Raw genomic sequence first — 25,070 nt, 5'->3', positions numbered from 1 at the left:
CGAGGGGCTCCGCCCGGCGGTGAGACCGGGCTTCCCGAAGAGATCGGGACGTGTTCTGCACGCGGGTCATCCTAGCCCCGCGCACCACCGGCACGCACGACGCGGGGGCGCAGGCGCGAACCGGCTGGTGCTCATCGCACGAAGGGGATGGTGAAGTGGGGACGGTACGGCTCACCGCTCCACGCCCTGAGCGCTCCGACGCAGTGCACCCACAGCACCAACGCGTAGGCGAAGGCCGCGATCGCGAAGCCCACCAGGATCAGCATCAGCGGCAGTGCCACCACCATCAGCACCAGGAAGGTGAGCTGGACGTTGAGCGAGTTGGCCGTGTGCAGCCGGACGAACGGGCCGCGGTCCTTGTACACGAGGTGGATGACGATCGAGGCGACGAACCCGAGTGTGCCGGCGCTCAGGACGAAGGCCACACCGGGCACGACATGGGCCAGCGCTCCCCAGGTGCGTTCCTCCGAGGGGCTGAGGGCGCCGTGCCCCCGGCGGTGGTCGCCGAAGCGATCGGCGCCGATGGGGTCGTGGGGGGTCACGTGGGACATGGGATTCCTCCGAGAGCTGGGGGGACGCAGCCACCGGAACGGGTGCCTGCTGGTCCAGTGAAACCCCGAGCCGCAGCGGGGTTCAAGGGCTGCGGCCCACGACGCGGGGTGGCCCCGGGGAACCACTGGTCGGGTTCTCGGGGTTCCCCTGAGGAGAACCCCGAGAACCGCACACGTCAGTCCCGTGCGGCGACGTCGGCGACGAACCGCTCCCAGGCCGCGACCACGTCGGCGGGGCGTTCCTGGTGCACGAAGGACCCGGCGTCAGGCACGACCTCGAACGTGACGTCGGCGAGCAGTTCGGCAACCCGAGCGTCGTAGCTCCGATATCCGGCGTTCTCACCGTTGAGCGAGAGCACCGGCACGGTGATCCGCGACAACAACTGCTCCACGCCAGCCAGACCGACACCGCGCTCGCTGGCCCGGACCCAGCGCCCACCGCGGGCACGGGAAGCGTTCTGGTCCTCGGCGATGCGCGGGTCGGATGTTCCGGCCCGCGCGTTCTGTCCGGGCCGCGGCATCCAACCGGGACCGAAACCGGGTCGGACCATGTCGTCGATCTCGCGCGTACGGCGGGCGCTCAACGCCGGAGTGGCCGAGGTCGCCACCACCGTCAACGAGACCACCCGGTCAGGATGCGCAGCAGCGACGTGCATCCCGACCACGCCACCCATCGAGCACCCCATGAGGTGGAACCGATCGAGGCCGAGCTGATCGAGGACGTCGAGGACCTCGGCCGCGGAGACGTCGGGCCAGTGCACCCACGGGGCGTTCCCCTCACGGGTGGAGCCGCCGTGTCCGGGAAGGTCCAGGACGACGACACGGCGTCCGTGGGCGAGTGCAGTGGCGACCTCGCGCCACTCCGCGACCCAGCCACCCAGTTTGTGCAGCAGGACGAGGGGCGTCGCGTCGTCGGCGGCGCGCGCGGCGGACGGGAGGTCGACGACGTGCGCGTACCCCAGGCGGGCACCGTCAGCACGCTGCACTCCGACGAGGCGTCCCACGACGCCGGGCCAGCGCTCCACCTCGGTGGGGGCGGCTGGGGCGACGGCGTGGGGGGAGCCGTCGCGGCGGGCCGTGTGCCACGCGTGCGTGCGCCGGGCGACATCGGCACGGAGCACGTCGGCCAGCACCTGCACCTCGGCATGGTGCAGGCGACCGTCCGACAGTGCGGTCGTGTGCCACTCCCCCACCCGTTCCGGGGAGAGCAGCAGCACACCACCGTCACGGGAGACGCCTTCCGGCGAGCCGAGCGCCGTGGGGGCGACGCAGAGACCACGCAGGACGGAGGCAGCGGGCGCGTCCGCGACGCCTGCCTGGTAGGCGACCAGCACTCCCACGTCGTCGACGCCCGCGGCGAGGGGCGTCAACGCCACGACAGGGTCGTCCACCTCGAGGTCGATGCCGATCGCGTAGGCCGCGACGAGACGTTCGGCGATGCCGGGGTGCTCGACGTGGTCGAGCAGCAGTTGACGCACGTGTCGAGCACCCTGGCTGTGGCCCACCAGCACCAACGGTCCCCGCGGCCCGGGGGCACGTGACTCGTCGGCGAGGAACTGGGTGAAGGCAGCCGCCACGTCACGATGCGCGAGGTCGTAGGCCTCCTCCCCGCCCGCGTCACGCTCGGCGAAGGCCCGGGTGGAGGCGGCCCGGTAGTGCGGAGCCCAGAGCTCGCCGGGGAACGCGGCTGCCTGTGCTGTGACCACCTCCTCCACCGCACTGCGCACGCCGGCGTCTTCAGGGTCACCGAACCAGTCGGTGTCGCTGCGGTGGGTGGTGGGGTGGACGAGGAAGATCGCCGGACCGGCCGTCCCCGTCGGACGGCCCCGGGTCACCCAGGCGTCGTCGTGGGCATGGTCAGGAACGTCGAGGGCGTCGAAGGCGGCACGAACGCCGTCGGCCACGGTCCGGGGTGCGTCCCCCTCGCCGTGGCCGACATGCTGTGCGTCCTGGTGAGGACCGGTGCTCATGCCTGTCCTGCCACCTCGGACAGGTACTCCTTGACCTGGGCCATGGACCGGACTTCGCCGATCTTGGCCGCGATGTCACGGAGGTTCGACTCGTGCGGGTCGACGTGGCGGTCACCGACGGCCTCACGCACCACCACCGGCACGAAACCGGACTGGAGAGCGTCGAGGGCGGTGGCGCGCACGCAGCCGCTGGTCGACCAACCACCGATCAGCAGGGTGTCCACCCGCAGCGCGTTGAGGGCCGCCGCGAACGAAGTGCCTGCGAACGCGCTCGGGTAGTGCTTGGTCACGACCGTCTCGTCGTCGCCGGGCTCGAGCCCTTGGGCCCACTCGCCCATCGGGTTGCCCTCGACGAACGCAGCCAGGGCAGGAACCTTCTGGAAGAAGAGACCACCCAGGGTGCCGGATGCGTTGTCGTAGAGGACCCGGGTGAGGAACACCGGGATGCCTGCGGCACGGGCCGCCTCACGCAGCTCGATCATCCCGGCCTGGGAAGCCTCGACGCCCGCGTACAGCGACGACTCGGGGTCGACGTAGGCGCGAGCGGGGTCGATCAGGACCAGGGCAGGGCGGGCGCCCAGCTGGAGGCCGCCGCCGAAACCGGCCGCTGCGTAGTCCTCGGCGAGCGAGGATCCACGCAGCGGCGCGGCGCCGGACTGTTCGGTGCTGGTCACGCAAGGTCTCCGGACGAGACCACGGCGGCGTCGTCGTACTGGACGAACGCCTTCGAGCCGAGGACCGGACCGATGTGGTTCTTCACCACGGCGACGTGCGCGGGGTGCGTGCGGTACGCCTCCCACGACGCCTGGGTGTCGAAGCGCATGTGGAAACGCACGTTCGCGTTGCCCTCGGTGAGGCCGGCGTCGCGCACGACCTGGGCCGAGAGGAGACCGTCGATCTGGCCGTACAGGGCGACGAGACCGTCGACGATGCCGGCGACCTGCTCGTCGGTGACGTCAGCAGCAAGGGTCAGGTGACCCACGTGGTTGAAAGCCATGGTGCTCAGTGCTCCTCGAGGAGGCGGCCGTAGCCGGAGATCTTGTCGTCGATGCCGTTGACGCGGAAGGCGTGCCAGGCGGTGGCGATGTTGATGGCGATGACCGGCTTGCCGATCTCCTTCTCGAGCTCAGCCGCGGTGGCGGCACACTCGAGGTTGGTGCCGCACTGGATCAGTGCGTCGACGTCGTCGCCGTTGACGGAGAGGAACGCCTCGCGCAGCTTCTCCGGGGACTCGGTCGCGATCGAGGTCGCGGACTCCGAGCAGAGACCGGTGATGCCGGCGACCTCGAAGCCGAGCTCGGTGAAGTAGGCCACGACCTGCTCGTCACCGACGGGCTGGTAGGGGGTGATGATGCCGATCTTCTTGGCGCCGAAGGCCTTGAGGGCCTCGCCGGCGGCGGTCGCACCGGTGGTGACCTCGCGACCGGTGAGGTCGCGCACGCGCTGCTCGAACTCGGCGTTGCCGGCGACGCCGCCCCAGAAGGTCTCGGCCGACATGCCCATGACGATGTAGTCGGGGTCGCAGGTCATGACGATCTCGAGAGCCGACGGCATGGAGGCGTTGAGGCCCTCGCGGAAGGCGCCGAAGGCGTCCGCGGAGTCGAGGGCGGGGGCCTCGATCATGATGCGTCCGGTGTGCCAGGAGCAGTCCTGCGGACGGAGGTCGTGGAGCTCGCGCTCCACCGACGTGTTGGTGGACGGCAGGACCAGGGCGAACTTCTTGCCCTTCTTGTCCTGCGGGGTGATGACGGCACCGGTACCGACGGGCATGGCGTGCTCCTCACACTCTGTGTTGCCTGGGTGGTTCTGCATGACGCGAACCGGCTCTCGGGGCCGGGCCGCGTGGTCTGGGGTCGTGCTGGGTGCTGCTGCTGGGGAGACGGACGCCGGCGTGGGCCGGCGTCCGTCGCCCTCGGGTCTGTGTCAGGCCTGGCCCTGGGCGAGCTGCGCGGCCCGCTCCAGCTGCTCGTCCTGGCCCAGCACGGTGGTGAATGCCTTCCAGTCCTCCTGGCCCTTGCCGGACGTACCGGTGGCGAGCAGACGCTGGTAGGTGGCCGCGATCGACTCGGCCGCGGCGAGGACCGCCGAGACCGGGTGGATCAGCAGACCGACGCCGGCCTCGTGGGCGAGCTCGATCGGCGGCAGCGCGGAGCTGTCACCGGCCTCGGAGAGATTCACCATCAGCGGGCGACCCTGGGCGGCGTCGCGCAGTGCGGTGAGCTCCTCGGCGGAGTAGACGCCCTCGGCGAAGACGAGGTCGGCACCGGCCTCGGCGTACGCGGCGGCACGCTCCAGGACGGCGTCGAAACCGTCGACGCCCTTGGCGTCGGTGCGAGCGATGATCACCGCGGAGGTGCGCTCGGCGACGGCGATCTTGATCTTCGCGACCATCTCGTCGAGCTCGACGAGCTCCTTGCCGGCCAGGTGACCGCAGCGCTTCGGGGCCAGCTGGTCCTCGAACTGCACCGCAGCCGCGCCGACCTGCTCGAGGCGACGCACGGCTTCGCCGGCCTGCAGGACGCCGCCGTAGCCGGTGTCACCGTCGACGATCACCGGGAGGGTGGTCGCCGAGGTGATGCGACGCACGGCCTCGGCCATCTCGGCCAGGCCGATGTACCCCAGGTCGGGCTGACCCATCACCGAGGCCGACACCGCGGACCCGGGGACGTAGACGGCCTTGAAACCGGAGTTCTCGACCAGCTTCGCCGAGACCGCGTCGTAGGCACCGGCCGCGTAGACCGGGCCCTGGCCCAGGAGCTGCGAGAGCTTCTGGCCACCGGACAAGTTCGGCGCCTTGACGGCGTGCAGCTCCCGCTTGAGGCGACCCAGGGTGAGACGCAGCGAGGTGAACATGGCCGAGTTGCGCTGGTGCTCGCGCTTCTCGAACAGGTCGCGGTCCAGCGCGGAGAGCTGGTCGGCCTGCTCCGCGCGGGCGCCGTCGTCGTCCTGACGCATGTTGTCGTAGTTCTTCTGCGCACGCGCCTGGACGTGGTTGATCGCAGCGTCACGACGCAGCTCGGAGTAGAGCGAGGCGGCGTGCGTGGCGTCGACTCCCTCGGTGAGGACGGCGTTGATCACCTCGACCGCGGCCCATGCGTCGTGGATGCCGGAGTTCATGCCCATGCCGCCGAGCGGGTTGTTGCAGTGCGCGGCGTCGCCGGCCAGCAGGATCTGGCCCGAGGCGTACGTGGAGGCCGATCGCATGTTCACCGCGTAGACGTTGCGGTGGACGATCTCGTACGGCGTGTCCTTGGGGTTGAGGCGCTGCATGCGCGCCTCCATGTTCTCGGCCGACATGACCTCTTCGTCGGTCTCTGCGTCGGTGACCGGGAAGAGCGCACGCCAGTGGTTGGGCGTGCGGAGCAGGACGCCCCACTCGGTGGGGTCGTAGATGTACGAGACGTAGGCCAGGTCCTCGCCGAGGTCCTCACGGAACTCGTGCGTGGTGGAGATGACCAGGAAGCGGTCGTCGTACGTCGTGCCCTCGAAGGCGATGCCGAGCGACTTGCGGGTCGGCGAGGCGGCACCGTCGGCGGCGATCATCCACTGGGCCAGGATCGGCTCGTCGCGGTGACCACCCTCGAGGTGGATCCGGACGTGACGGTCGCCGCGCTCGACGCGGGCGACGGGCGAGTTGAAGCGCAGCGTCACGTTCGGCATCTCCTGCAGCTTGCGCAGGATGATCTCGGTGAGGTTGTTCTGCTCGCTCTGCAGGCGGTAGGGGTACTTGGTCTCCCCTGCCAGCAGCGTCATGTCCATCTGCGACAGCACCGCGCCGGAACGCTCGCGGTACTGGTAGATCGGAGCCTTGAGACCGACGGCGTGCAGTTCGTCGACGACGCCGAGCTGCTCGAGCAGCTCCAGCGAGGACGGGTGGAACGTCGAGGCACGCGCCTCCGCCGAGAGCCCGCCGAGCGCCTCGAAGACGATGACGTCGTGACCCATCTGGGCCAGGCGCAGGGCGGCAACCATGCCGACCGGGCCCATGCCGGAGATGGCGACGGTGTGCATCTTCTCGAACGGCGGGTTGTCCCGCATCGCGAGCAGGGTGGGGATGTCGGTCTCAGTCATCACTGTCCTCCGGTGGCAGCCTGCAGGAGCGGGCCGTACAGGTTCGGCTGACGGGAGCCCACCGGGTCAAGGTGGAAGCCCATCATCTTGTTGTGGGACTCGCGCAGGTCGAGGCGCTGGAACAGCTGCTCCTCGAAACCGGGGCGGGTCCACTGGGCAGACGGGTAGCGCATGAGCGCGACCGGCTGGCCCGGGACGAACGGGTCGGAACGCACGATCTGCGAACCGATCGCGACGGGCGAGTCGAGGCGGTTGACCGAGAGCAGGTGCACCCGGTTCTCCTCGGTGCGCTCGACAGCGGCACACTCGGCTGCCTCACGGCGGTCCCAGTTGGTGGGGTGCGCGATGAGCTCGGCGCCGCGCAGGGTGAGCAGGCGCGCCACCTCGGGGAGCCAGACCTCAGTACCGAGCATGATGCCGATGCGGCCGATCTCGACGTCGGCGACACCGATCTCGTCACCGGCGACGGCCCAGGCGTCGTTCGCGTCGAGGTGGGTCTTGCGGTAGGTGTGGCGCACGACGCCGTTCTCGTCCACCAGGTAGGCGGTGGAGTGGAAACCGGCCTCGGACTTCTCGACCAGGTTCACCACGGTCCAGAAGGAGTGCTCGGCGCACGCGGCCTTGATCGTCTCCAGCACGCCCTCGGAGTAGGCAGCTGCCTTGGCGGGGTCGGCTGCGACCTCGCCGGGCTTGAAGCAGAACAGCTCGGGCAGGACGCCGAACTTCGCACCCTGCTTGGCGGCGTAGGCGATCTGCGCGACGGCGCGGGTGACGGTGTAGTCCTGGTTGTGGAACCAGGAGACCTGCAGGGTGACGACGTCGAGCGGCTTGGCCGGCATCTCCGGGTCGACCGGGCCGAGCATCACGGCGACCGGGAGGTCGGCGTGCGGGGTCATCAGGTCGGCGTACAGGTCGGTGCGGCGCCACTTCATGACGTCGGCGAAACCGGGGACGTCCTTGTCGTCGGCGACGGCGACCTCGATGTCGGCCCAGACCATGCCCTCGGACTCCTCGCCGGCGCCGACGAGGACCTCGCCGCGCGGGTGCACGATCTGGGAGCCCCCCATCCAGGGCCACGCGTCGGCGGGACCGCCGACGGTGTTGGAGGAGATGTGCCAGACGTGGTTCTCCAGGGTGCGCAGCGGCACGTGGACGCGGACCTCGTCGGGACCACGGGAGTTCAGGGAGTTGCAGAAGATCTGGGCGCCGAGGGTGCCCAGGACGCGCGGCACGTCGGGGACGATGCCGTCGGCGCACATGAGCAGACCGATCTTGCCCAGCGCGGTGTCGACGACCTCGAGCGGCTTCTCACCGGCGGTGAACAGCGTGTACTCGTAGTCCCAGAAGACCGTCTTGTGGTGGACGTGGATGATCTCGCCGTCAGGACCGATCAGGATCGAGGCGATGCGCACGATCGGCTTGACGTCCTCGGACACGTCGACACCGACGACGGCGTGGACACCGTGCTCCTTGCACGCTTCACGCACACGGGTGACGAACGCACCGTCGAGGCGCTCGCTCTTCTCCCAGCACTCGTCGCGGTCGGCGTAGTCGCGGACCCGGTTGGAGTTCTCGGGGAAGACCACCAACTGCACGCCGTTCTCCGCAGCGACGCGGAGGTAGTCGGCGACGAGCTCGGCGTTGGCCGCCACGTCCGTCCCGGAGAAGAACTGGGCAGTGCCCACGCGCACGCTGGTGGCGCTGCGGTTCTCTCGGGAATTCAAGACCTTGGTTTCCATGATGTGGAAATGCTCCTTTTATGATGTGGCAACAGATTAATGAGATGTGAAAAAGTGCGCAACCACTTCGCGCAATGTGGCGCTCAGGCTGCGCTTCTTCTCCACATCGGTGGAAAACTTGTTCTCAGCTCCGGACGTCGGTGAGCACCAGGCCACCGCCAGAACCCGGACCTCTCGGAGGAGATCCATGACCCAGGACGACACTCGTCCCGACACCCCGCGTGTGCAGGGCGCGAGCAGCAGCCGGAAGCTGCTGCACATGCTGTTGTGCTTCACCGAGGAACGGCCCACCTGGACGGTGGCCGAACTGGCGGGAGAGCTCCACCTCTCGGTCACCTCGGCCTACCGCTACCTCGGGCTCCTGCGCGAGGTCGGTCTGATCGACGGCGCCGGCGGCAAGAGCTACCGCGTCACCGACCTGGCCGTGGGCCTGGCCCGAGCAGCCGAAGCCGCCCAGGGGCCGCTGGCCGAAGTCTCGGTACCGGTGATGGAGCGGCTCCGCACCGAGTTCGACGAGACCGTCCTGGTCGCTCGCCGTGGCGGCGGTGCCGTCTACTGCGTCGACCGGGTGGAGTCGCGTCGCCCGGTGCGTCTGCAGTTCGACCGGGGCCAGGCGATGGACCTGCACGCCGGATCGCTGTCCCGCGTGCTGCTCTCCTCCATGCCCGCCGCGGAACGCCGTCGCTACGTCGAGCGTGTCGTTGGTCAACTCTCGCCCGACCGTGCCGCCCTGCTCACTCCCACCGCACTCAACGAGGTCGCCGAACGCGGATGGACCGAGAGCTTCGAGGAGGTCGACGAGGGCATCTGGGGTTGTGCCGCTGCGATCCGCGTCGGAGAGACCGTGATCGCCGCCATCGGAACCGCGGCCCCCGTCTACCGCACCGGCGAGACGCGCCGAGCGGAGATCATCCGCCTGGTGCGCGACGCCGCCGACGAGATCGCTGCCGCTCTGGGCTGAACGTCCCGCACGGACCGGCCCCCGGTGGGGGCCGGTCCACGACAGCGAACTCGTCAGCACGGTTCGTCGTTCCTGAGTCCGAGGACTCAGACCAGCTCGGGGTTGTTCGGCTTGAGGGCCGAGCTCGGGTTGAAGGCGTCGCGCAGAGCGTCACCGATCATGTTGAAGGCCAGGACCAGCATCAGCAGTGCACCGCCGGGCGCCAGCGCAGCCCACCAGGACAGACGCAGCGCGACCTGACCGTCGGAGAGCATCGAACCCAGCGAGAAGCCGGGCGCCTGGACACCGAGGCCGAGCAGCGACAGACCCGACTCGGCCAGCACCAGGACACCGGCACTGGTCGACCACAGCACCACGACCGGAGCGAGGACGCTCGGGGCCACGTGCTTGAACATGATGCGCGGGGTGCCGGCTCCCAGGGTGCGCGCGGCAGTGACGAAGTCAGCACGCTTGACCTGCGCGACCGAGTTGGCGATGGTGCGGGCGTAGGTCGTCCAGCCCCAGACCGAGAGGATCACCAGCACCGGGGCGAGACCCGGTCCGAGCGCAGCGGTCAGCGCGATACCGACGGCCACGAACGGGACGGCGAACTGGATGTCGGCCAGACGCATCAGCACCTTGCCCAGGGTGTCCTCGTACCAACCGGCCAGGATGCCCAGGGTGAGACCCAGGATGGCCGAACAGGTGGCGGCGACGATGCCGACCAGCAGCGAGAGGCGCAGACCGTGCATCGTACGGCTCAGGACGTCACGCCCCAGAGAGTCAGCACCCAGCAGGTAGCCGTTCTCGCCACCCAGCCACACCGGCTTCTCGTTGCTGGAGGTCAAGGTCTGACGGACCGGGTCGTGCGGGGCGATCCACGGCGCCAGCACGGCAACCAGGACCAGGAGTCCCAGGAGGATGAACCCGAAGCGACCGCTCGGGTTCTTCCAGGCCTTGCGAAGGATCTCCTTCATCCGGCCGGGGGTCTTGCGCGGCGGCACGTGAGTGTCCGGCACGTCAGGGGTCTTCACGTTGCTCATCACGAGACCTTCGTTCGCAGACGGGGGTCGAGGACCCGGACGATCGTGTCCATCACGATGTTCACCACGGTGATCAGAACGGCCATCACGATGACGGCGGCCTGGACGATCGGGAAGTCACGCTGGTTCACCGCGCGGACCAGGAGCTGGCCCAGACCCGGGTAGTTGAGCATCGACTCCAGGATCAGCAGCGAGCCGATCATGAAGGAGAACAGGATGCCCAGGAACGCGATGAGCGGCGGGACTGCCAGCGGCACCGCGTGCTGGAACAGGACAGTGCGGGCCGGAAGGCCCTTGGCCTTGGCCATCGTGACCGGCCCCTGGCTCAGCGAGTCGATCAGCTGACCACGAGTCAGACGCGACAGCGTCGAGAATCCCTGGACGGTGAGCACCGCGATCGGGATCACCAGCGCCTCTCCCCCGGAGCCTCCGGTGGCCGGCAGCCAGCCGAGGTTGATGGCGAAGACGAGGACGAGCAGCAGCGCCACGAGGAAGTACGGCAAGCCGTCGAGGACGAAGGCGATCGCCATCAGGACGCGGCCCTTGGCGTCGGCCTGGTGCAGCGCGGCATAGGTACCGATGACGCCGGCCAGCACAGCCGCGAGGACGATGGCCGGGACGACGAGCTTGAGGCTGGGGAGGATGCGCTCGAAGACGAGGTCACCGACGTCCGTGCCCAGGCTGTACGAGGTGCCCCAGTTCAGGGTGAAGGTGTTGATCAGGGCGTCCCAGAACTGCTGCAGGAGGGGCTGGTCCAGCCCCAGGCGCACACGGGTTGCCTCGATGACGTCTTCGGATGCCTCGGGCGGAGACATGAGCACGGCCGGGTCGCCGGTCGCGCGGGTGAGGAAGAACATGAGTGCAGTGACACCGACGAGCACGGTGAACAGCAGCACTGCCTTCCAGAAGAGGAAACGCAGGATGTTCATCAAAGTCACCCAGCGTCCACGACGGGCTCGGCGTCGACCGGGGGCACAGCCGCGGCGAGACGCTGAACGAGCAGCTTGCGGTCGGCGTCCAGTCGAGCGGCGACGTCGTCGCGGAAGGCGACGAGTTCCAGCTTCTCCTCGTTCACCAGACCGTGGTCGGCGAGCACCGTCTCGAGCAGGACGAGACGGTCACGGGTCACGGAGAGCTCACTGGTCACCTCGAGGAGGAGCCGGTAGAGGGTCTCGGCGTCGACGGCACCGTCGATGTAGCGCGGGCGGTCTTGGGCGTGTCCAGGCATTGGGTTCCTCCTAGATGGCCGAGGGGGCCGAGGTGACGACGGGGAGCGGCGCAGGCACGGTCTGACCGTGGTCTCCGGCTGCTGCCAACTGAAGTTCTCCCGGGAAGTGGCAGGCGAACGAACGAGGCTGGCCCGAGACCACGTCGGTGGTCTCCTGCAGCTCCGGACGCTCGGTGGCGCACTGCGGACGGGCGATCGGGCAACGCTGGTGGAAGGCACAGCCGCTCGGCGGATTGGACGGCGAGGGCAGTTCGCCCTCCGGGATGATGCGGTCCTCGGGCTCGAGCTCCATCGAGGCCAGCGACGTCGTGTAGGGGTGCAGGGGACGGCTGAAGACGTCCTCCGCGGTACCGAGCTCGACGATGCGTCCGAGGTACATGACCGCGATCCGGTGACTGATGCGCCGCACCAGAGCCAGGTCGTGGGTGATGAAGAGGTAGGACAGACCGCGCTCGGCCTGGATGTCCTCGAGCAGGTTGACGATCTGCGCCTGGACCGAGACGTCGAGCGAGGCGGTCGGCTCGTCGGCCACGATCAGCGACGGGTCGAGCATCAGCGCGCGGGCGATGCCGACACGCTGGCGCTGACCGCCGGAGAGCTCGTGCGGGTAGCGATCCGCGTAGGCAGCCCCGAGACCGATGACGTCGAGGATGTCAGCGACCTTCTGCTTGCGCTCCGCCGGAGTGCCGACCTTGTGGATGTCCAGCGGTTCACGCAGGATCTCGCCCAGTCGCATGTAGCCGTTGAGGCAGGTGGTGGGGTTCTGGAAGACCATCGAAGAGCGGCTGCGCAGGATGCGGCGCAGCTTGGAGCCCTTGATCCTGGAGACGTCCTCACCCTCGAAGGTGATGGTGCCCGAAGTCGGGGTGTAGAGACGCAGCGCCGCACGGCCCACGGTGGTCTTGCCCGAACCGGACTCCCCCACCAGGCCGATGGTCTCGCCACGAGCGATCTTCAGGGAGACGCCGTTGACGGCGTGCACCTTCAGTCCGCCCTTGACGTTGAAGGTCTGGACGACGTCGTCCAGCTCGAGCACGACGTCGGTCGGGTCGACCGGCGTCTTGCCCGTGCGGACGGTAGTGGCCTCGGTCATCAGGCCTCCTCGCTCACGGTCTCGACGGGGGTGGTGGTCACCGGTGCGCGGTGCTTGCCGCCGGCCGCGGCCTGGACCCGGAGGCAGGCGGTGCGGTGGACGGCGGACTCATCGACGAGGACCAGTTCGGGACGGGTGCCGTGGCACTCGTCAGTGGTGAACTGGCATCGGGCGGCGAAGGAGCAGCCCGACGGCAGCGCGTCCAGAGCCGGGGGGCGACCCTCGATGGTGCGCATGCGCTGGCCGGTGTTGTGCTTGGGCGCGGTCTGCAGGAGCGCCCAGGTGTAGGGGTGCTGCGGGTTGGCCATGACCTGCTTGGTCGGGCCCTCCTCGACGACGCGCCCGGCGTACATGACGACCAGGCGGTCGGCCAGTCCGGCGATGACGTCGAGGTCATGGGTCGCGATGACGATGGTGAGACCCATCTCGCGGTTGAGCTCACGCAGCAGGTCCAGGATCTGTGCCTGGGTGGAGACGTCGAGCGCGGTGGTCGGCTCGTCGCAGAGCAGCAGCTTCGGCTTGGCGACCAGTGCCATCGCGATCAGCACCCGCTGCAGCTGCCCACCGGACATCTCGTGCGGGTAGGCCTTGAGACGGCTCTCGGGGTCAGGAATCCTGACCTTGGCCATCATCTCGACGGCCAGCGAGCGCGCCTGCTCCTTGCTCAGGGACGGATCGGCAGATCGGGCCGACTCGACCATCTGCGCACCGACCGACTTCATCGGGTGCAGCGAGGACCACGGATCCTGCAGGATGATGCGGGCCTCCGAGGCACGGAAGCGACGCAGTTCTTCCTTGCCCATGGCCGCGACATCGCGATCGCCGGCCATGATGCGGCCGCCCACGCGGGCGCCCCACGGGAGCAGACGCATCAGGGAGAGTGCAGCGGTCGACTTGCCCGAGCCGGACTCGCCGGCCAGGGCCACGACCGAACCCGCCGGCACCTTGAAGGAGACGCCGTGCAGGATCTGCAGGTCTCCTCCGGCTCGGGGCAGGCGGACGGTGACGTCGTCGAGCTCGACCGCTGGGGCAGCGGGCTCGAGTCCGACAGTGGTGGGGGTAGTGCTCATCAGGCTCCCTCGGGCTTGCGGGCAGTGGTGCCCATGGGGTGTCCACCCGGCAGCAGCTCGTAGCGCTCGACGTCGACGAATCCGACCTCACGGGCGATCTCCGCGATGTCGGTGGTCGCGGCCAGGCGCCACCACGGCTCGTTGCCGTGCTCGGCGTCCCAGTCGTCGTTCCAGGCGTCGTAACCCGAACGGGTCTCGTAGGCGCCGACGTCACCGAAGTGGACGTGACCACCCGGCTCCAGAAGCCGGAACGCCTCGGCGAAGACCGCCTTGATGGCGTGCGGGGGCATCTCGTGGAGCAGGATGTAGGAGGTGACCAGGTCGGCGGAGCCGTCCGGCAGGCCGGTCTTCTCGGCCGCCGCGCGACGGAACTCGACGCGCCCGGTCAGGTCGGCGTCCTCGGTGCGACGCTGGGCGTAGTTGACCTCGGAGGCGGACAGGTCGAGGCCGACGATCGTGGCCTCGGGGTAGGCCTCGGCCAGCTTCAGGGTGTACTGACCGGTGCCGCAACCCAGATCGACGATCGAGGAGTAGGACTCCTTCGGCGCCTTGTCGGCGAACTTGCGACGCAGGGCGAAGATGTCACCTCCGCCGCCGTAGATCTTGGTCAGCAGGTAGTGGTACACCATCTCGTGGTGGACGAAGCCCATGTGGTCGTGTCCGTCCCAGCCACCCTCGGTGGCGTGGAACTCGTACGTCCAGTAGCGCGGGACGTCGTCACCGGCCACGTCGACGACCTGGCCAGCGGGGGTCGCCAGGGACTCGAAGAACTCACGACGACGGTCGAAGGCCTCGACGCCGCGCGGCGTCTGGATCTCGCGGCTCCAGCGCAGCGTGGCTGCCTGGAAGCGGTGCGCGGCGGTGGCCTCGACGACCGGGTCGACCGCTGCCCGGAGGGCAACGATGTCGGTGGTGTCCTGCGGCAGGACTCCGCTCTCCTCGATCCGACGACGGACCTGGCTGCGCAGGGCGCTGGTCATGCCGGTGCGCAGGGCCACGACGAACTCAAGTTCGGCGCGACCTCGCTGGTCGATGAGCTGTCCGGGCGCGCGAGTGTCGCTCTGGACGGTCTCCGTGCTCATGATGTGCCTTTCCGGATCGGGAAGCGGGGGATGGTGGGTGGTGGAGGGGGACGACGACACACCTGCCGATGACGTCGTGGAGGCCCGATCGCCCCGCTGCCGGACGAGACACGGGGTCTCGTCCGGCAGCGGGTCACGCCGAGGTGCTGGGATCAGCTCGTCACTTCTTGACGGCGTCGTCCAGGAGGAGCATCAGGCCGTTGTCGAAGGTGAGGCCGGAGACCTCGTCGATGGTGGCGTTGACGCTCGGGCGGCCGTAGGTCCACAGGACGAAGTCCTTGTCGGCGACGTACTCGCTGACCGCCTGGATGGCCTGCTCACGCTTGGTCTCGTCGAGTTCGGTGCGCTGGGCAGCGTAGAGCTCGGAGTACTTGGCGTCCTTGACCATGGCCTTCTCGCCGCGGGCAAGCTGCGAGAGGGAACGGTCGGCGTCGAAGAAGCCCATGTCCGAGACGCCCTTGTAGAAGACGTCCGCGTTGGAGCCGTTGCGCAGTCCGTCGAGCCAGACCGAGGTCTCCAGGGAGTCGACGACCGGCTTGAAGCCAGCCTCGCTGAGCTGAGCAGCGACCACCTCGAGGAGCGGCTTGTAGAGCGACGGGCCGGCGATCACGATCTTGGCACCCTCGGCACCGGCCTTCTTGACGGCAGCCTTGGCGGCGGCGGCGTCGTAGGCGGGGCGCTTGATGTCGGCGGAGTAGCCGAAGATGCCGTCGATGGGAAGCTGACCGTCCTCGAGGAGGCCCTGGCCGTAGGTGAGGGCTTCGATCAGGCCCTGGGCGTCGATCGCCTTGTTCGCTGCCTCGCGCACGGCCTCGTCCTTGAAGACGCCCTTGGTCGAGTTGAAGGTGATCATGTTCTGGTTGCCGGCGTAACCGGACTTCACGACGAAGTCGTCGTTGCCCTCGAGGGTCTTGAGGGCGGTCGGGGGCAGCTCGTGGGCCACGTCCACCTGGCCGGACTCGAAGGCGGTCGCCAGCGCGTTGCCGTCGGCGAAGTACTGGAGCTCGACCTTGGGGGTCTTGGCCTTCTCGCCCCAGAAGTCGTCGTTGACCTCGAGGGTGACCTTCTGGTCACCGTCGATGGTGGCGACCTTGTACGGGCCGGTGCCGATCGGGGCCTTGGCGAACTCGACGCCGCCCTTGGCCTCGTAGACCTTGGCCGGGACGATGGAGATCTGACCGACCGACTTCAGCAGCAGCGGGTCGGGCGACGCGGTGGTGATGCGGACGGTCTTCTCGTCCACTGCCTCGACACCGGTGATCGTCATGATCAGGGTGGAGGCGAGGGTGGCGTTCTCCTTCGGCTCGTTGAAGGAGTAGACGACGTCCTCGACGGTGACGTCGGTGCCGTCGTGGAACTTCACACCCTCGCGGAGGGTGAAGTCGACGGTGGTGTCGTCGACCCGGGTCCACTCGGTGGCGAGTCGACCCTCGACCTCACCGGTGGGGGTGACGCGGACGAGACCGTCGAAGACGTTGTGCTGGATGGTCTTGTACTGCATCGCCATCGGGTCGATCTGACCCAGGGAGATGGTGGTTCCGACCTTGATCAGGTCGGCGGCGGAGCCCGAGTTCTCGTCCGAACCGCCGCAGGCGGTGAGGGCACCGGCAAGGGTGGCGCCGACTGCCAGTGCGGCAAGAGAACGCTTCAGGGTGTTCTTCATGGGGGGTACCTCGGGATGTCAGTGGGGGGATGTCAGTGGTGCTCGGCTGGGCCGACGCGTGTGGTGACGCGACGGTGGGACCCGAGCGGGTGGTGCGGTTCTGGGCCCCGGCGTGGTGGACCGGGGACCCAGATGGAGCGAGTCAGCGCTCGACGGTGCCGAGCTCTCGCTCCAGACGCTTCTCGTTGTCGAACACGGCACCGAAGATCCGGGCCGAGAACGCAGCGCGCTCCTTGGCGATCGCCTGGGCGGTCTCAGGGGACGGCTGGTAGGCCTCGACGGCGGCCGGAGTGGTGACGCCGGCCTCGGCGAGAAGCGCCTCCAGGACCATGGTTCGGTCCTTGAGGATCCAGAGTTCGGATGCGACCTCGGTCAGCATCCGGGTGATGTCGTCGAGTCGGTCGGAACCGAGGTACGACGGGCGGGTGGGAACGTCGCCACCGGACATGGCGGGCCTCCTGGGGGGAAAGTGGGGTGGGCTCGTCTCGGGGAAGGTGCGAGCCCGGTTCTCAGGGGTTGCGTCTGGCGAGGCTCAGACGGCGGGCTTGGTGGCGCGGGTGACCCAGGGGTACACGCCGCCGCCGACGCCGTAGGCCTCGATGTCGACGAAGCCTGCCGCTGCGAGCTCGGCAGCCCAGTCGTGGTCCATCACCTGTCGCCAGTACGGCTCACCGCGGTTCTCGGTCTCCCAGTCCAGGACGACGGAGCGGAAGGCGTCCTGGTGCTCGTAGGGAGCGATCTCGGAGATCAGCAGGTGACCGCCGGGCTCGAGGAGTCGGAACATCTCGGCGACGATCTTGAGGTTCTCCTCGACCGGCACCTCGTGCATGAGGGTGTAGGCGGCGACGAGGTCTGCGCACCCGTCCGGGAGGCCGGTGGCCTCGGCGGGCGCGTGGACGAAGTCGATCTCGACGCCCTTGTCGCTGGCCAGCGCGTGACCGTGCTTCAGCGCGGAGGCGGAGAGCTCGACAGCGGTGATCTTGGAGTTCGGGAGACGACGCTTGAGCGCGAACGTGAAGCGACCCGAGGAAGCACCGAGCTCGACGACGTGCTTGTAGTCAGTGCGCGGGGTCTCGCCGGCGACCTGGTCGCGCTGGCTCATGAGGTTCTCGCCGGCCTTGACCGCGCCGACACCGCCGGGGGTGAGGACGTAGGCGAAGACGAGCTCGGAGATGGCGGGGCCCATGAGGTCGTGACCGTCCCAGCCGCCGGGAGCGAGGTGGAAGCCGCCCTCCCAGTAGGCCGGGGGCACCATCTCGGGGTTGAGCGTGAGCGAACCGACCGGGTTCTTCACGTCCAGCCAGGCCTCGACGGAGTCACGCTTCTCCTCGATCGCGGGGAGGGCACGGACGTAGATCTCCTCGGCGACCCAGCGGGTGAGGAAGCGGTCGAACTCCCAGCCGGAGTGGCCCTCGAGGACCTCGTAGACGGACGCCCGACGCGAGTCGAGGTCGAGCGGCGGCTGGGGAACGGCGGAACGGTAGGCCTCCCCCGCAGCTGCCTGGAGGGTCTTGCCGGCGTAGTTCTGCACCGATCCGAGGAACTCCAGGCCGGCTCGGCGGCGCTGACGCAGTGCGATGTCCATCGCAACTCCTATCACTATCTGGGAACCCCCACCCCGCCCCGTGGAAGTTGATAACTGAAATTTAAGCGCCAATCAACGATTGGTCAACGATTCACTCGTTGAATTAACAGTTGGGTAACTGGGGGCCGAGGAAGTGTCACACAGATGACACCTTCACCCCCATTCGGGGTGCCTGTCAGGACGGCGTGGAGCCGCGGCTCACGCCCTCCCGGCAAGCACCCCGGAACGGCCCCCACTCACCCCACCGGGTGGCCGATCAGGCGGTCACGGTGGCGCGCGCCGCGACGTGGTCCGCAGCCAGGAAGGCCAGGCCGAGCGCCGGGAGCAGGCCGTTGCCCGCGAGGTAGCCGCTGGAGCCGTGACCCGAGATGCCGTTGGCCGCGCCGCCGGAGGCGTAGAGACCCTCGATGACTCCCCCGCTCGCACGACGGACACGGGCATGCTCGTCGACACACAGACCACCCTGGCTGTGGAACAGCGCCGGGATGATCTTGATCGCCGCGTAACGCGGCGCAATGGCGTGCGGGAACGACGTCCGGCCGAACTCGTCCTCGGCCTCCCCTGCGCTCACGGCAGCAACGGCCGCCAGCTGCGCCTCGACGACGTCGAGGGGAAGCTTGGTGACCTCCGCGAGCCCGGTCACGTCGTCGGCCCAGAGAACGGCTCCGGCCTCGACGCAGTGCTGGTAGTCAGTGAAGGCGAGGCAGCGCTCGTGGATCTCGGCGTCGACGACGATCCAGCCCTCTGCGCCCGGCTGGGCAGCCAGGAGCGGAGCGAACTCGGAGTAGCCCTGGGTCTCGTCACCGAAGCGCTTGCCCTCGGAGTTCAGGACGATGCCGCCGTGCATGATCGTGGCCCAGCCGACGAGGGTGCTGGCGTGCTTGGAGAGCGCCGCGTGACCCTGGTAGGCGTCCAGGTAGGCGACCTCGGCACCGAGACCGGCGCCGATGCGCAAGGCATCGCCCTTGGAGTGCTCAGAGCCGTGGTACTGGGCCGTGGCGATCTCAGGCATGTGGTGGCCCACGAGACCAGCGTCGCCGGCGTAACCGTTGGTGGAGAGCAGGACGGCGTCGGTCGGGATCTCCTCGCGCGAGCCGTCGGGCATCTCGATGACGACGCCAGCCACCTTCTCGGTCCCGTCGACGAGGACCTCGACCAGGCGGGCCGGGACGAAGAGATCGATGTTCTCCTCGGCCTCGACAGCACGCACCAGGAGGTCGAGCAGGACGCTGCCGTGGCGACCCTCGAGGGTGTGGCAGCGGAACGCGGTGTGACCCGGGTACTGGAAGTCGGTCACCAGGGAGAGCGGGAACCCGAGGTCGTCGGCCATCCACTCCAGCATCGGCGACGAGACGCGCGCCAGGGTGCCGGCAAGCGCGAGGTCACCCATGCCCTTGGTCTTCTTCGAGACGTCTCCGACGAAACGCTCGACACTGTCGTCGACGCCGGCCTCGGCCTGCCAGCGCGAGCCGATGCCCGGGATCATCGCCGTGGAGATTGCCGTGTTGTTGCCCTTGCGGAAGTGCTCGCTCGCCTCGACGACGAGGACCTGGAGTCCGCTGCGTGCGGCCCGGAGGGCTGCAATCAGTCCGCCGCCAGCACCGGCGACAACGAGGTCGGGACCATCACTCATGGGAGTTCTCCTGCGATTCGGCTCAATCCCCCCACGGGAGACCCCAGTACCCCCGGTTGGGGACACACGAACGGGTCAGTCCTCTGCGCCAGCAGAGCATCACAGACCGCAGCACGGCCCGTCAACGAGTTTCGTGGAATTGTCCAACAATCGGACGAGGTGCGCAGGGAGGACCCTCCTCCATGAGCCGTCGGGAGGACCCTCCTCCATGAGCCGTCGGTCCGGGGGCCGAGATGACAGCCGAAATGACGAAAGGCCCGGACGCAATGTCCGGGCCTTTCGTTGCGGTGGAGGTGAGGGGACTCGAACCCCTGACCCCCTGCATGCCATGCAGGTGCGCTACCAGCTGCGCCACACCCCCGCTGGGGTTTGCCCCCGCTCTCGCGGCGACATGGAAAACATTAGTACACCACCCGCCCCAGATCCCAACCGGGGCCACGGACACGCACCGGAGAAGCACCGCCAGGCCCCCGGAACCACGCCGAAGCAGACACGACGCCCAACGACGCCCGAAGTGACAGCCGCAATGACAGCCGCAATGACGAAAGGCCCGGACGCAATGTCCGGGCCTTTCGTTGCGGTGGAGGTGAGGGGACTCGAACCCCTGACCCCCTGCATGCCATGCAGGTGCGCTACCAGCTGCGCCACACCCCCGCTGGGGTTTGCCCCCGCTCTCGCGGCGACATGGAAAACATTAGTACACCACCCGCCCCAGATCCCAACCGGGGCCACGGACACGCACCGGAGAAGCACCGCCAGGCCCCCGGAACCACGCCGAAGCAGACACGACGCCCAACGACGCCCGAAGTGACAGCCGCAATGACAGCCGCAATGACGAAAGGCCCGGACGCAATGTCCGGGCCTTTCGTTGCGGTGGAGGTGAGGGGACTCGAACCCCTGACCCCCTGCATGCCATGCAGGTGCGCTACCAGCTGCGCCACACCCCCGCTGGGGTTTGCCCCCGCTCTCGCGGCGACATGGAAAACATTAGTACACGCCCGCATGCGTGGGAAATCAGGGGGTACCGGACGCAAGCGCCCTCGCACCGCTCCGGCCTCCGAGCCCTGCAGCAGGCTCAGGCGTGCCGGTTCCAGGCGACCAGACGCAGGCCACCGGCAAGGTTCTCCGGCGCCCCGGAATCGTCGATCTCGACCCAGTGACAGTTGCCCAGGGCGTGCATCGTGCCCACGGCCTCCGCCGGCCAGCCCAGCAGCGCGGCGACCGCCACCTTCAGCGCGGCGCCGTGCGCCACCACCACGCCCAACTCCCCCGGGCGCAGTGCACGCAGCGCGTCCTGCACCGCGGGCACGAAACGCTCGACGAGCTGCTCCCTGCTCTCCCCACCGGGCACGACGTCGTAGCGACCCGCACGGAACGCTGCGTACTCGTCGGCGTGGGCCGCGGCATAGTCGGTGAGCCGGGCTCCCGCGCGCTCCCCCAGGTCGAACTCCCGCAGGCGGGAGTCGAGTGAGACCTCCACCCCACACGCGTCGGCCACCGCCTCAGCAGTCACCCGCGCGCGAGCGAGGTCGGAACTTCGCACCAGGACCGGGGCGTACTTGGCCAGCGCCGGCGCGACCAACCGGGCCTGCTCGACCCCGACCTCGTCCAGGGGAACGTCGGTCTGTCCCTGGACCCGTCCTTCGAGATTCCAGGAGGTGCGTCCGTGACGCAGAAGGAGCAGGCGCCTCGGCGCGCTCTCGCTCACCGTGGTGCCTGCTCCCATGTCAGTGCTCCGCTCGTTCGTCCGGATCAGACGATGGCGGGAGCGAGTGCGTCCGGGTCGTCCTCGGAGTCGTCGACAACGTGCTCACCGGCGTGCGGCCCGACCTCGGCCGGCAGCTCGATGGCCGGGCAGTCGCGCCACAGACGCTCGAGGGAGTAGAACGCACGCTCCTCGGTGTGCTGGACGTGGATGACCACGTCAGCGAAGTCCAGCAGGATCCAACGACCCTGACGGTGACCCTCGCGGCGCAGCGGCTTCTCGCCGTGCTGCTCACGGATCTGGTCCTCGATCTCCTCGGCGATGGCCCGGACCTGGCGGTCGTTCGAGGCCGAGGCGAGGACGAACGACTCGGTGATCGCGAGGGTGTCGCTGACGTCGAACGCCATGATGCGGTCGGCGAGCTTGTCAGAGGCAGCGATCGCTGCGGTGCGCACGAGGGCGAGGGCGTGATCGGTGGCGCTCACGAAGGGTCCTTCTGCTCCGCGACCCGAGGGGCGGAGTCGGTGTAGAGGTGGTGCTTGGCGATGTACTGGACGACCCCGTCAGGCACGAGGTACCAGACCGGCTCGCCGCGTTGGGTGCGACGACGGCAGTCCGTCGACGAAATGGCCAACGCAGGGATCTCCCCCATCGTCACACGGTCGGCGGGGATCGCCGCCAACGTCGCGGGATCCATCTCGTACCCGGGACGCGTGCAACCGACGAACTGAGCCAGGCTGAAGAGCTCCGTGGCGTCGCGCCAGGTGAAGATGTCGGCGAGTGCGTCGGCGCCGGTGATGAAGAACAGTTCGGCGTCGGGCATCTGCGCCCGGAGGTCGCGCAGGGTGTCGATCGTGTACGTCGGCCCGTCGCGGTCAATGTCGACGCGCGAGACCTTGAACCGCGGGTTGGAGGCAGTGGCGATGACCGTCATCAGGTAACGGTGCTCGGCCGGCGAGACCTGGCGGTCAGCCTTCTGCCACGGGTCACCGGTGGGCACGAAGATGACTTCGTCGAGGTCGAACTTCGACTGCACCTCCGAGGCGGCCACCAAGTGGCCGTGATGGACGGGATCGAACGTCCCGCCCATCACGCCGACCCGACGTGGGGTGTTCAACTCAGCTGTGCTCGCGGCCGTTGCCGAAGGCGATCAGAGCGCCGATCATGCCGAGCATGATCACGAGGACGGTTGCGCCGACCCAGTACGGGTCAGCCCCGCCCCAGGCGTGGGCTTCTTCGGAGGATGCGAGGACGATGGCAGAGTTCAGCATGGGAGGGATCCTATCGGGTGTTCAGGTGATCAGCGGACGTGGCCGTCGCCGACCACGACGTACTTCGTCGAAGTCATCTCGGGCAGACCCATCGGGCCGCGGGCGTGGAGCTTCTGGGTGCTGATGCCGATCTCGGCACCGAACCCGAACTCGCCGCCGTCGGTGAAACGGGTGGAGGCGTTGACCGCCACGGCAGCGGAGTCGACCGCCGCGACGAAACGACGGCTGGCCGCCATGTCCTCGGTGACGATGGCGTCGGTGTGCCCTGAGGAGTAGCGACGCACGTGCGCGATCGCCTCCTCGACGTCCACGACGACCTTCGCCGCGATGCGGGCGGCGAGGAACTCCTCGGCGTAGTCCTCCTCGGTCACCGGCAGGACGCCGTCGAAGTCGGCGAAGTGCTCGTCGCCGTGGATGGTGACACCGGCACCCTGAAGGGCCTCGACCACGCGCGGCAGGAATTCGCTGGCTACGTCCTCGTGGACGAGGAGCGACTCGGCGGCGTTGCAGACGCTGTTGCGCTGGGTCTTGGAGTTCATGACGATCGCCAGGGCCTTCTCGAGGTCTGCGGCGGCGTCGACGTAGACGTGGCAGTTGCCGACGCCGGTCTCGATGACGGGGACGATCGACTCGGTCACGACCGAGTTGATCAGGCCTGCCCCACCACGCGGGATCAGCAGGTCCACCAGACCGCGAGCACGCATCAGGGCCTTGACGGAGTCGTGGGTCTCACCCGGCACCATCTGGACGGCGTCAGCAGGCAGGCCGGAGGCGACGACGGCGCCGCGCAGGGCCTCGACGATCGCAGCGTTGGACGAACGGGCGTTCGACGATCCGCGCAGAAGCACCGCGTTGCCCGACTTCAGGCAGATGCCGGCCGCGTCGACCGTGACGTTGGGACGGGCTTCGTAGATCATGCCGATGACACCGAAGGGCACGCGGACCTGACGCAGTTCGAGGCCGTTGGCCAGCGTCGATCCGCGAACGACCTCACCCACGGGGTCCGGAAGCCCGGCGACGTCACGCAGGCCCTGCGCCATGCCCTCGAGGCGCTCGGGGTCGAGGCGCAGACGGTCGATGATGTTGGGCGAGGTGCCGTTCGCCTCGGCGCGGGCCACGTCCTCGGCGTTGCCGGCCAGGATCGAGTCGGTGGAGGCCAGGAGCGCATCGGCCATCGCGAGCAGCGCTGCGTCCTTCACCGTCCGGGTCGCAACGGCAAGGTCGTAGCTGGCCTCACGGGCCTTGACTGCGACCTCCTGGACGGCGGTGACGACAGAGTGCTCAACGGTGCTCATGGCAACGAATTCTAGGTCGCCGACCAGCATGCGAGAGATTCCGGTCCACGCCGTCCTCATCCGTCCCACGATGCGGTCATCAGCGTGCCCCACGTTGCGTGCCAGCACGCACGCTGGAACGACGAGACCCCGCCACCCACCGGGTGACGGGGTCTCGGAACGACCGTGGTCGATCAGCCCTTGCGGGCCTCGATCTGCGCGGTGGCAGCCGGGAGAACGGCGTGCAGGTCGCCGACCACACCGAAGTCGACCAGCTCGAAGAGGGGAGCCTCTTCGTCCTTGTTGACCGCGACGATGGTCTTGGCGGTCTGCATGCCGGCACGGTGCTGGATGGCACCGGAGATGCCCGCCGCGACGTAGAGCTGCGGCGAGACGGTCTTGCCGGTCTGGCCGACCTGGAAGGTGTGCGGCTTCCAGCCGGAGTCGACGGCGGCGCGCGAGGCGCCGACAGCGGCACCGAGCGAGTCGGCGAACGCCTCCACCGAGGTGAAGTCGCCACCGGTGCCACGACCACCGGAGACCACGACGGCGGCCTCGGTGAGCTCGGGGCGACCCGATGCCTGACGCGGCTGCGACGCCACGATCTGGGCAGTCTTGGCGGCGTCGGAGATGACGGCGTCGAACTGCTCGACGGCGCCAGCTGCAGCCTTCTCCACCGGGGCGGCAGAGTTGGGCTTGACCGTGATCACCGGAGTGCCCTGGGTCGCCTTGGCGTTCACCGTGAAGTTGCCGGCGAACACGGACTGGGTGGTGATGCCACCAGCCTGAACGTCGACGGCGTCGGTGATCAGACCGGAGGAGATCTTGACCGACAGGCGAGCCGCGATCTCCTTGCCCTCGGCGGAGGACTGGATCAGCACGGCGGCCGGGCTGGTCTTGGCGACGAGCTGCTGGAGGACCTCGGCCTTCGGGGCGACGAGGTAACCCTTGATCTGCGCGTCGTCGACGACGTAGACCTTCTCAGCACCGTAGGCCTTGACGGCCTCGGCAACCTGCGCGCCCTGAGCAGCGGAACCGATGAAGACGGCCGACGGCTCACCCAGACGGGCAGCGATGGTCAGCAGCTCGTAGGTCGGCTTCTTGACCGCACCGTCGACGTGGTCGACGACAACGAGAACTTCAGACATGTTC

Annotated in this window: 24 protein-coding genes and 3 tRNA genes; 1 reads left to right on the top strand and 26 read right to left on the bottom strand. The window is 68.6% G+C overall.

All coding sequences use genetic code 11. From position 1 onward, the window contains the following. Positions 1-131: 131 nt before the first annotated feature. The 7 genes from EOV43_RS05265 to EOV43_RS05235 all read right to left on the bottom strand — a co-directional run bounded on the left by EOV43_RS05265 (position 132) and on the right by EOV43_RS05235 (position 8,331). Positions 132-551: a DUF4870 domain-containing protein gene (locus tag EOV43_RS05265; protein ID WP_128219999.1), complete on the bottom strand. Its 420-nt coding sequence runs from the start codon at positions 549-551 to the stop codon at positions 132-134. Between the two features lie 176 nt (positions 552-727). Then, entirely contained in the window at positions 728-2,521 is a 1,794-nt protein-coding gene (locus tag EOV43_RS05260; RefSeq protein WP_128219998.1) for an alpha/beta fold hydrolase, read from the bottom strand. Continuing rightward, a complete protein-coding gene (locus tag EOV43_RS05255; protein ID WP_206611398.1) occupies positions 2,518-3,195 on the bottom strand; it encodes an isochorismatase family protein in 678 nt (225 codons plus the stop codon). The genes EOV43_RS05260 and EOV43_RS05255 overlap by 4 nt, the downstream gene beginning before the upstream one ends. Beyond that, the gene (locus EOV43_RS05250; protein WP_128219997.1) at positions 3,192-3,518 is read right to left on the bottom strand and encodes a Dabb family protein; all 327 of its coding nucleotides are present in this window, start codon (positions 3,516-3,518) and stop codon (positions 3,192-3,194) included. Before EOV43_RS05250 ends, EOV43_RS05255 begins: the two co-directional genes overlap by 4 nt. A 5-nt stretch (positions 3,519-3,523) precedes the next feature. Then, positions 3,524-4,291, bottom strand: a complete 768-nt coding sequence (locus EOV43_RS05245) for a maleate cis-trans isomerase family protein (RefSeq protein ID WP_128219996.1) — start codon at positions 4,289-4,291, stop codon at positions 3,524-3,526. 153 nt (positions 4,292-4,444) lie between these two features. Beyond that, entirely contained in the window at positions 4,445-6,592 is a 2,148-nt protein-coding gene (locus tag EOV43_RS05240) for an FAD-dependent monooxygenase (RefSeq protein ID WP_128219995.1), read from the bottom strand. Continuing rightward, the gene (locus EOV43_RS05235) at positions 6,592-8,331 is read right to left on the bottom strand and encodes a carbon-nitrogen hydrolase family protein (RefSeq protein WP_128219994.1); all 1,740 of its coding nucleotides are present in this window, start codon (positions 8,329-8,331) and stop codon (positions 6,592-6,594) included. Before EOV43_RS05235 ends, EOV43_RS05240 begins: the two co-directional genes overlap by 1 nt. Positions 8,332-8,518: 187 nt before the next feature. On the opposite strand from EOV43_RS05235, the gene EOV43_RS05230 reads away from it, so the two are divergent. Next, positions 8,519-9,292 carry an IclR family transcriptional regulator gene (locus EOV43_RS05230; RefSeq protein WP_128219993.1) on the top strand — a complete coding sequence of 258 codons (774 nt, stop codon included), beginning with the start codon at positions 8,519-8,521 and terminating at the stop codon, positions 9,290-9,292. 86 nt (positions 9,293-9,378) lie between these two features. Here the strand turns inward: EOV43_RS05230 and EOV43_RS05225 are convergent, their stop codons facing one another. The 19 genes from EOV43_RS05225 to EOV43_RS05140 form a co-directional block, all read right to left on the bottom strand. Further along, on the bottom strand, positions 9,379-10,314 hold the full coding sequence (locus EOV43_RS05225) for an ABC transporter permease (RefSeq protein WP_128219992.1): 936 nt from the start codon (positions 10,312-10,314) through the stop codon (positions 9,379-9,381). Continuing rightward, entirely contained in the window at positions 10,314-11,243 is a 930-nt protein-coding gene (locus EOV43_RS05220) for an ABC transporter permease (protein ID WP_128219991.1), read from the bottom strand. Before EOV43_RS05220 ends, EOV43_RS05225 begins: the two co-directional genes overlap by 1 nt. A gap of 5 nt (positions 11,244-11,248) precedes the next feature. Then, positions 11,249-11,542: a hypothetical protein gene (locus EOV43_RS05215; RefSeq protein ID WP_128219990.1), complete on the bottom strand. Its 294-nt coding sequence runs from the start codon at positions 11,540-11,542 to the stop codon at positions 11,249-11,251. A 10-nt stretch (positions 11,543-11,552) separates the two neighbouring features. Continuing rightward, on the bottom strand, positions 11,553-12,635 hold the full coding sequence (locus EOV43_RS05210) for an ABC transporter ATP-binding protein (RefSeq protein WP_128219989.1): 1,083 nt from the start codon (positions 12,633-12,635) through the stop codon (positions 11,553-11,555). Beyond that, complete coding sequence (locus EOV43_RS05205) at positions 12,635-13,705, bottom strand: ABC transporter ATP-binding protein (RefSeq protein WP_128219988.1); 1,071 nt, start codon at positions 13,703-13,705, stop codon at positions 12,635-12,637. The genes EOV43_RS05210 and EOV43_RS05205 overlap by 1 nt, the downstream gene beginning before the upstream one ends. Then, the gene (locus EOV43_RS05200) at positions 13,705-14,787 is read right to left on the bottom strand and encodes a class I SAM-dependent methyltransferase (protein ID WP_128219987.1); all 1,083 of its coding nucleotides are present in this window, start codon (positions 14,785-14,787) and stop codon (positions 13,705-13,707) included. Before EOV43_RS05200 ends, EOV43_RS05205 begins: the two co-directional genes overlap by 1 nt. A 160-nt stretch (positions 14,788-14,947) precedes the next feature. After that, complete coding sequence (locus EOV43_RS05195; RefSeq protein WP_128219986.1) at positions 14,948-16,450, bottom strand: ABC transporter substrate-binding protein; 1,503 nt, start codon at positions 16,448-16,450, stop codon at positions 14,948-14,950. Between the two features lie 142 nt (positions 16,451-16,592). Continuing rightward, positions 16,593-16,898 (bottom strand): hypothetical protein, encoded by a 306-nt coding sequence (locus tag EOV43_RS05190; RefSeq protein ID WP_128219985.1) that lies wholly within the window; start codon positions 16,896-16,898, stop codon positions 16,593-16,595. A gap of 84 nt (positions 16,899-16,982) precedes the next feature. Next, the gene (locus tag EOV43_RS05185) at positions 16,983-18,035 is read right to left on the bottom strand and encodes a class I SAM-dependent methyltransferase (protein WP_128219984.1); all 1,053 of its coding nucleotides are present in this window, start codon (positions 18,033-18,035) and stop codon (positions 16,983-16,985) included. Between the two features lie 256 nt (positions 18,036-18,291). Further along, the gene (locus EOV43_RS05180; protein ID WP_128219983.1) at positions 18,292-19,668 is read right to left on the bottom strand and encodes an FAD-dependent oxidoreductase; all 1,377 of its coding nucleotides are present in this window, start codon (positions 19,666-19,668) and stop codon (positions 18,292-18,294) included. Between the two features lie 288 nt (positions 19,669-19,956). Further along, positions 19,957-20,029: transfer RNA gene (locus tag EOV43_RS05175), tRNA-Ala, on the bottom strand. Between the two features lie 220 nt (positions 20,030-20,249). Further along, positions 20,250-20,322 (bottom strand) — tRNA-Ala (locus EOV43_RS05170). Positions 20,323-20,542: 220 nt separating this feature from the next. Beyond that, positions 20,543-20,615 (bottom strand) — tRNA-Ala (locus EOV43_RS05165). 128 nt (positions 20,616-20,743) lie between these two features. Further along, positions 20,744-21,394 (bottom strand): histidine phosphatase family protein, encoded by a 651-nt coding sequence (locus EOV43_RS05160; protein WP_128219982.1) that lies wholly within the window; start codon positions 21,392-21,394, stop codon positions 20,744-20,746. Positions 21,395-21,420: 26 nt separating this feature from the next. After that, positions 21,421-21,858 (bottom strand): ribosome silencing factor, encoded by a 438-nt coding sequence (rsfS, locus tag EOV43_RS05155; RefSeq protein ID WP_128219981.1) that lies wholly within the window; start codon positions 21,856-21,858, stop codon positions 21,421-21,423. Then, the gene (gene nadD, locus EOV43_RS05150) at positions 21,855-22,490 is read right to left on the bottom strand and encodes a nicotinate-nucleotide adenylyltransferase (protein WP_277745789.1); all 636 of its coding nucleotides are present in this window, start codon (positions 22,488-22,490) and stop codon (positions 21,855-21,857) included. Before nadD ends, rsfS begins: the two co-directional genes overlap by 4 nt. A gap of 1 nt (position 22,491) precedes the next feature. Next, positions 22,492-22,644, bottom strand: a complete 153-nt coding sequence (locus EOV43_RS15355; RefSeq protein WP_164878713.1) for a hypothetical protein — start codon at positions 22,642-22,644, stop codon at positions 22,492-22,494. A gap of 29 nt (positions 22,645-22,673) precedes the next feature. Beyond that, positions 22,674-23,939 (bottom strand): glutamate-5-semialdehyde dehydrogenase, encoded by a 1,266-nt coding sequence (locus tag EOV43_RS05145; protein ID WP_128219980.1) that lies wholly within the window; start codon positions 23,937-23,939, stop codon positions 22,674-22,676. 173 nt (positions 23,940-24,112) lie between these two features. Further along, entirely contained in the window at positions 24,113-25,066 is a 954-nt protein-coding gene (locus EOV43_RS05140) for an electron transfer flavoprotein subunit alpha/FixB family protein (protein WP_128219979.1), read from the bottom strand. Positions 25,067-25,070: the final 4 nt, after the last annotated feature.

Source organism: Nocardioides yefusunii (assembly GCF_004014875.1).
Taxonomy (GTDB): Bacteria; Actinomycetota; Actinomycetes; order Propionibacteriales; family Nocardioidaceae; genus Nocardioides; species Nocardioides yefusunii.
Note: the sequence above shows the minus strand (reverse complement) of the source record. Positions and strands in the feature narration are given on the sequence as shown.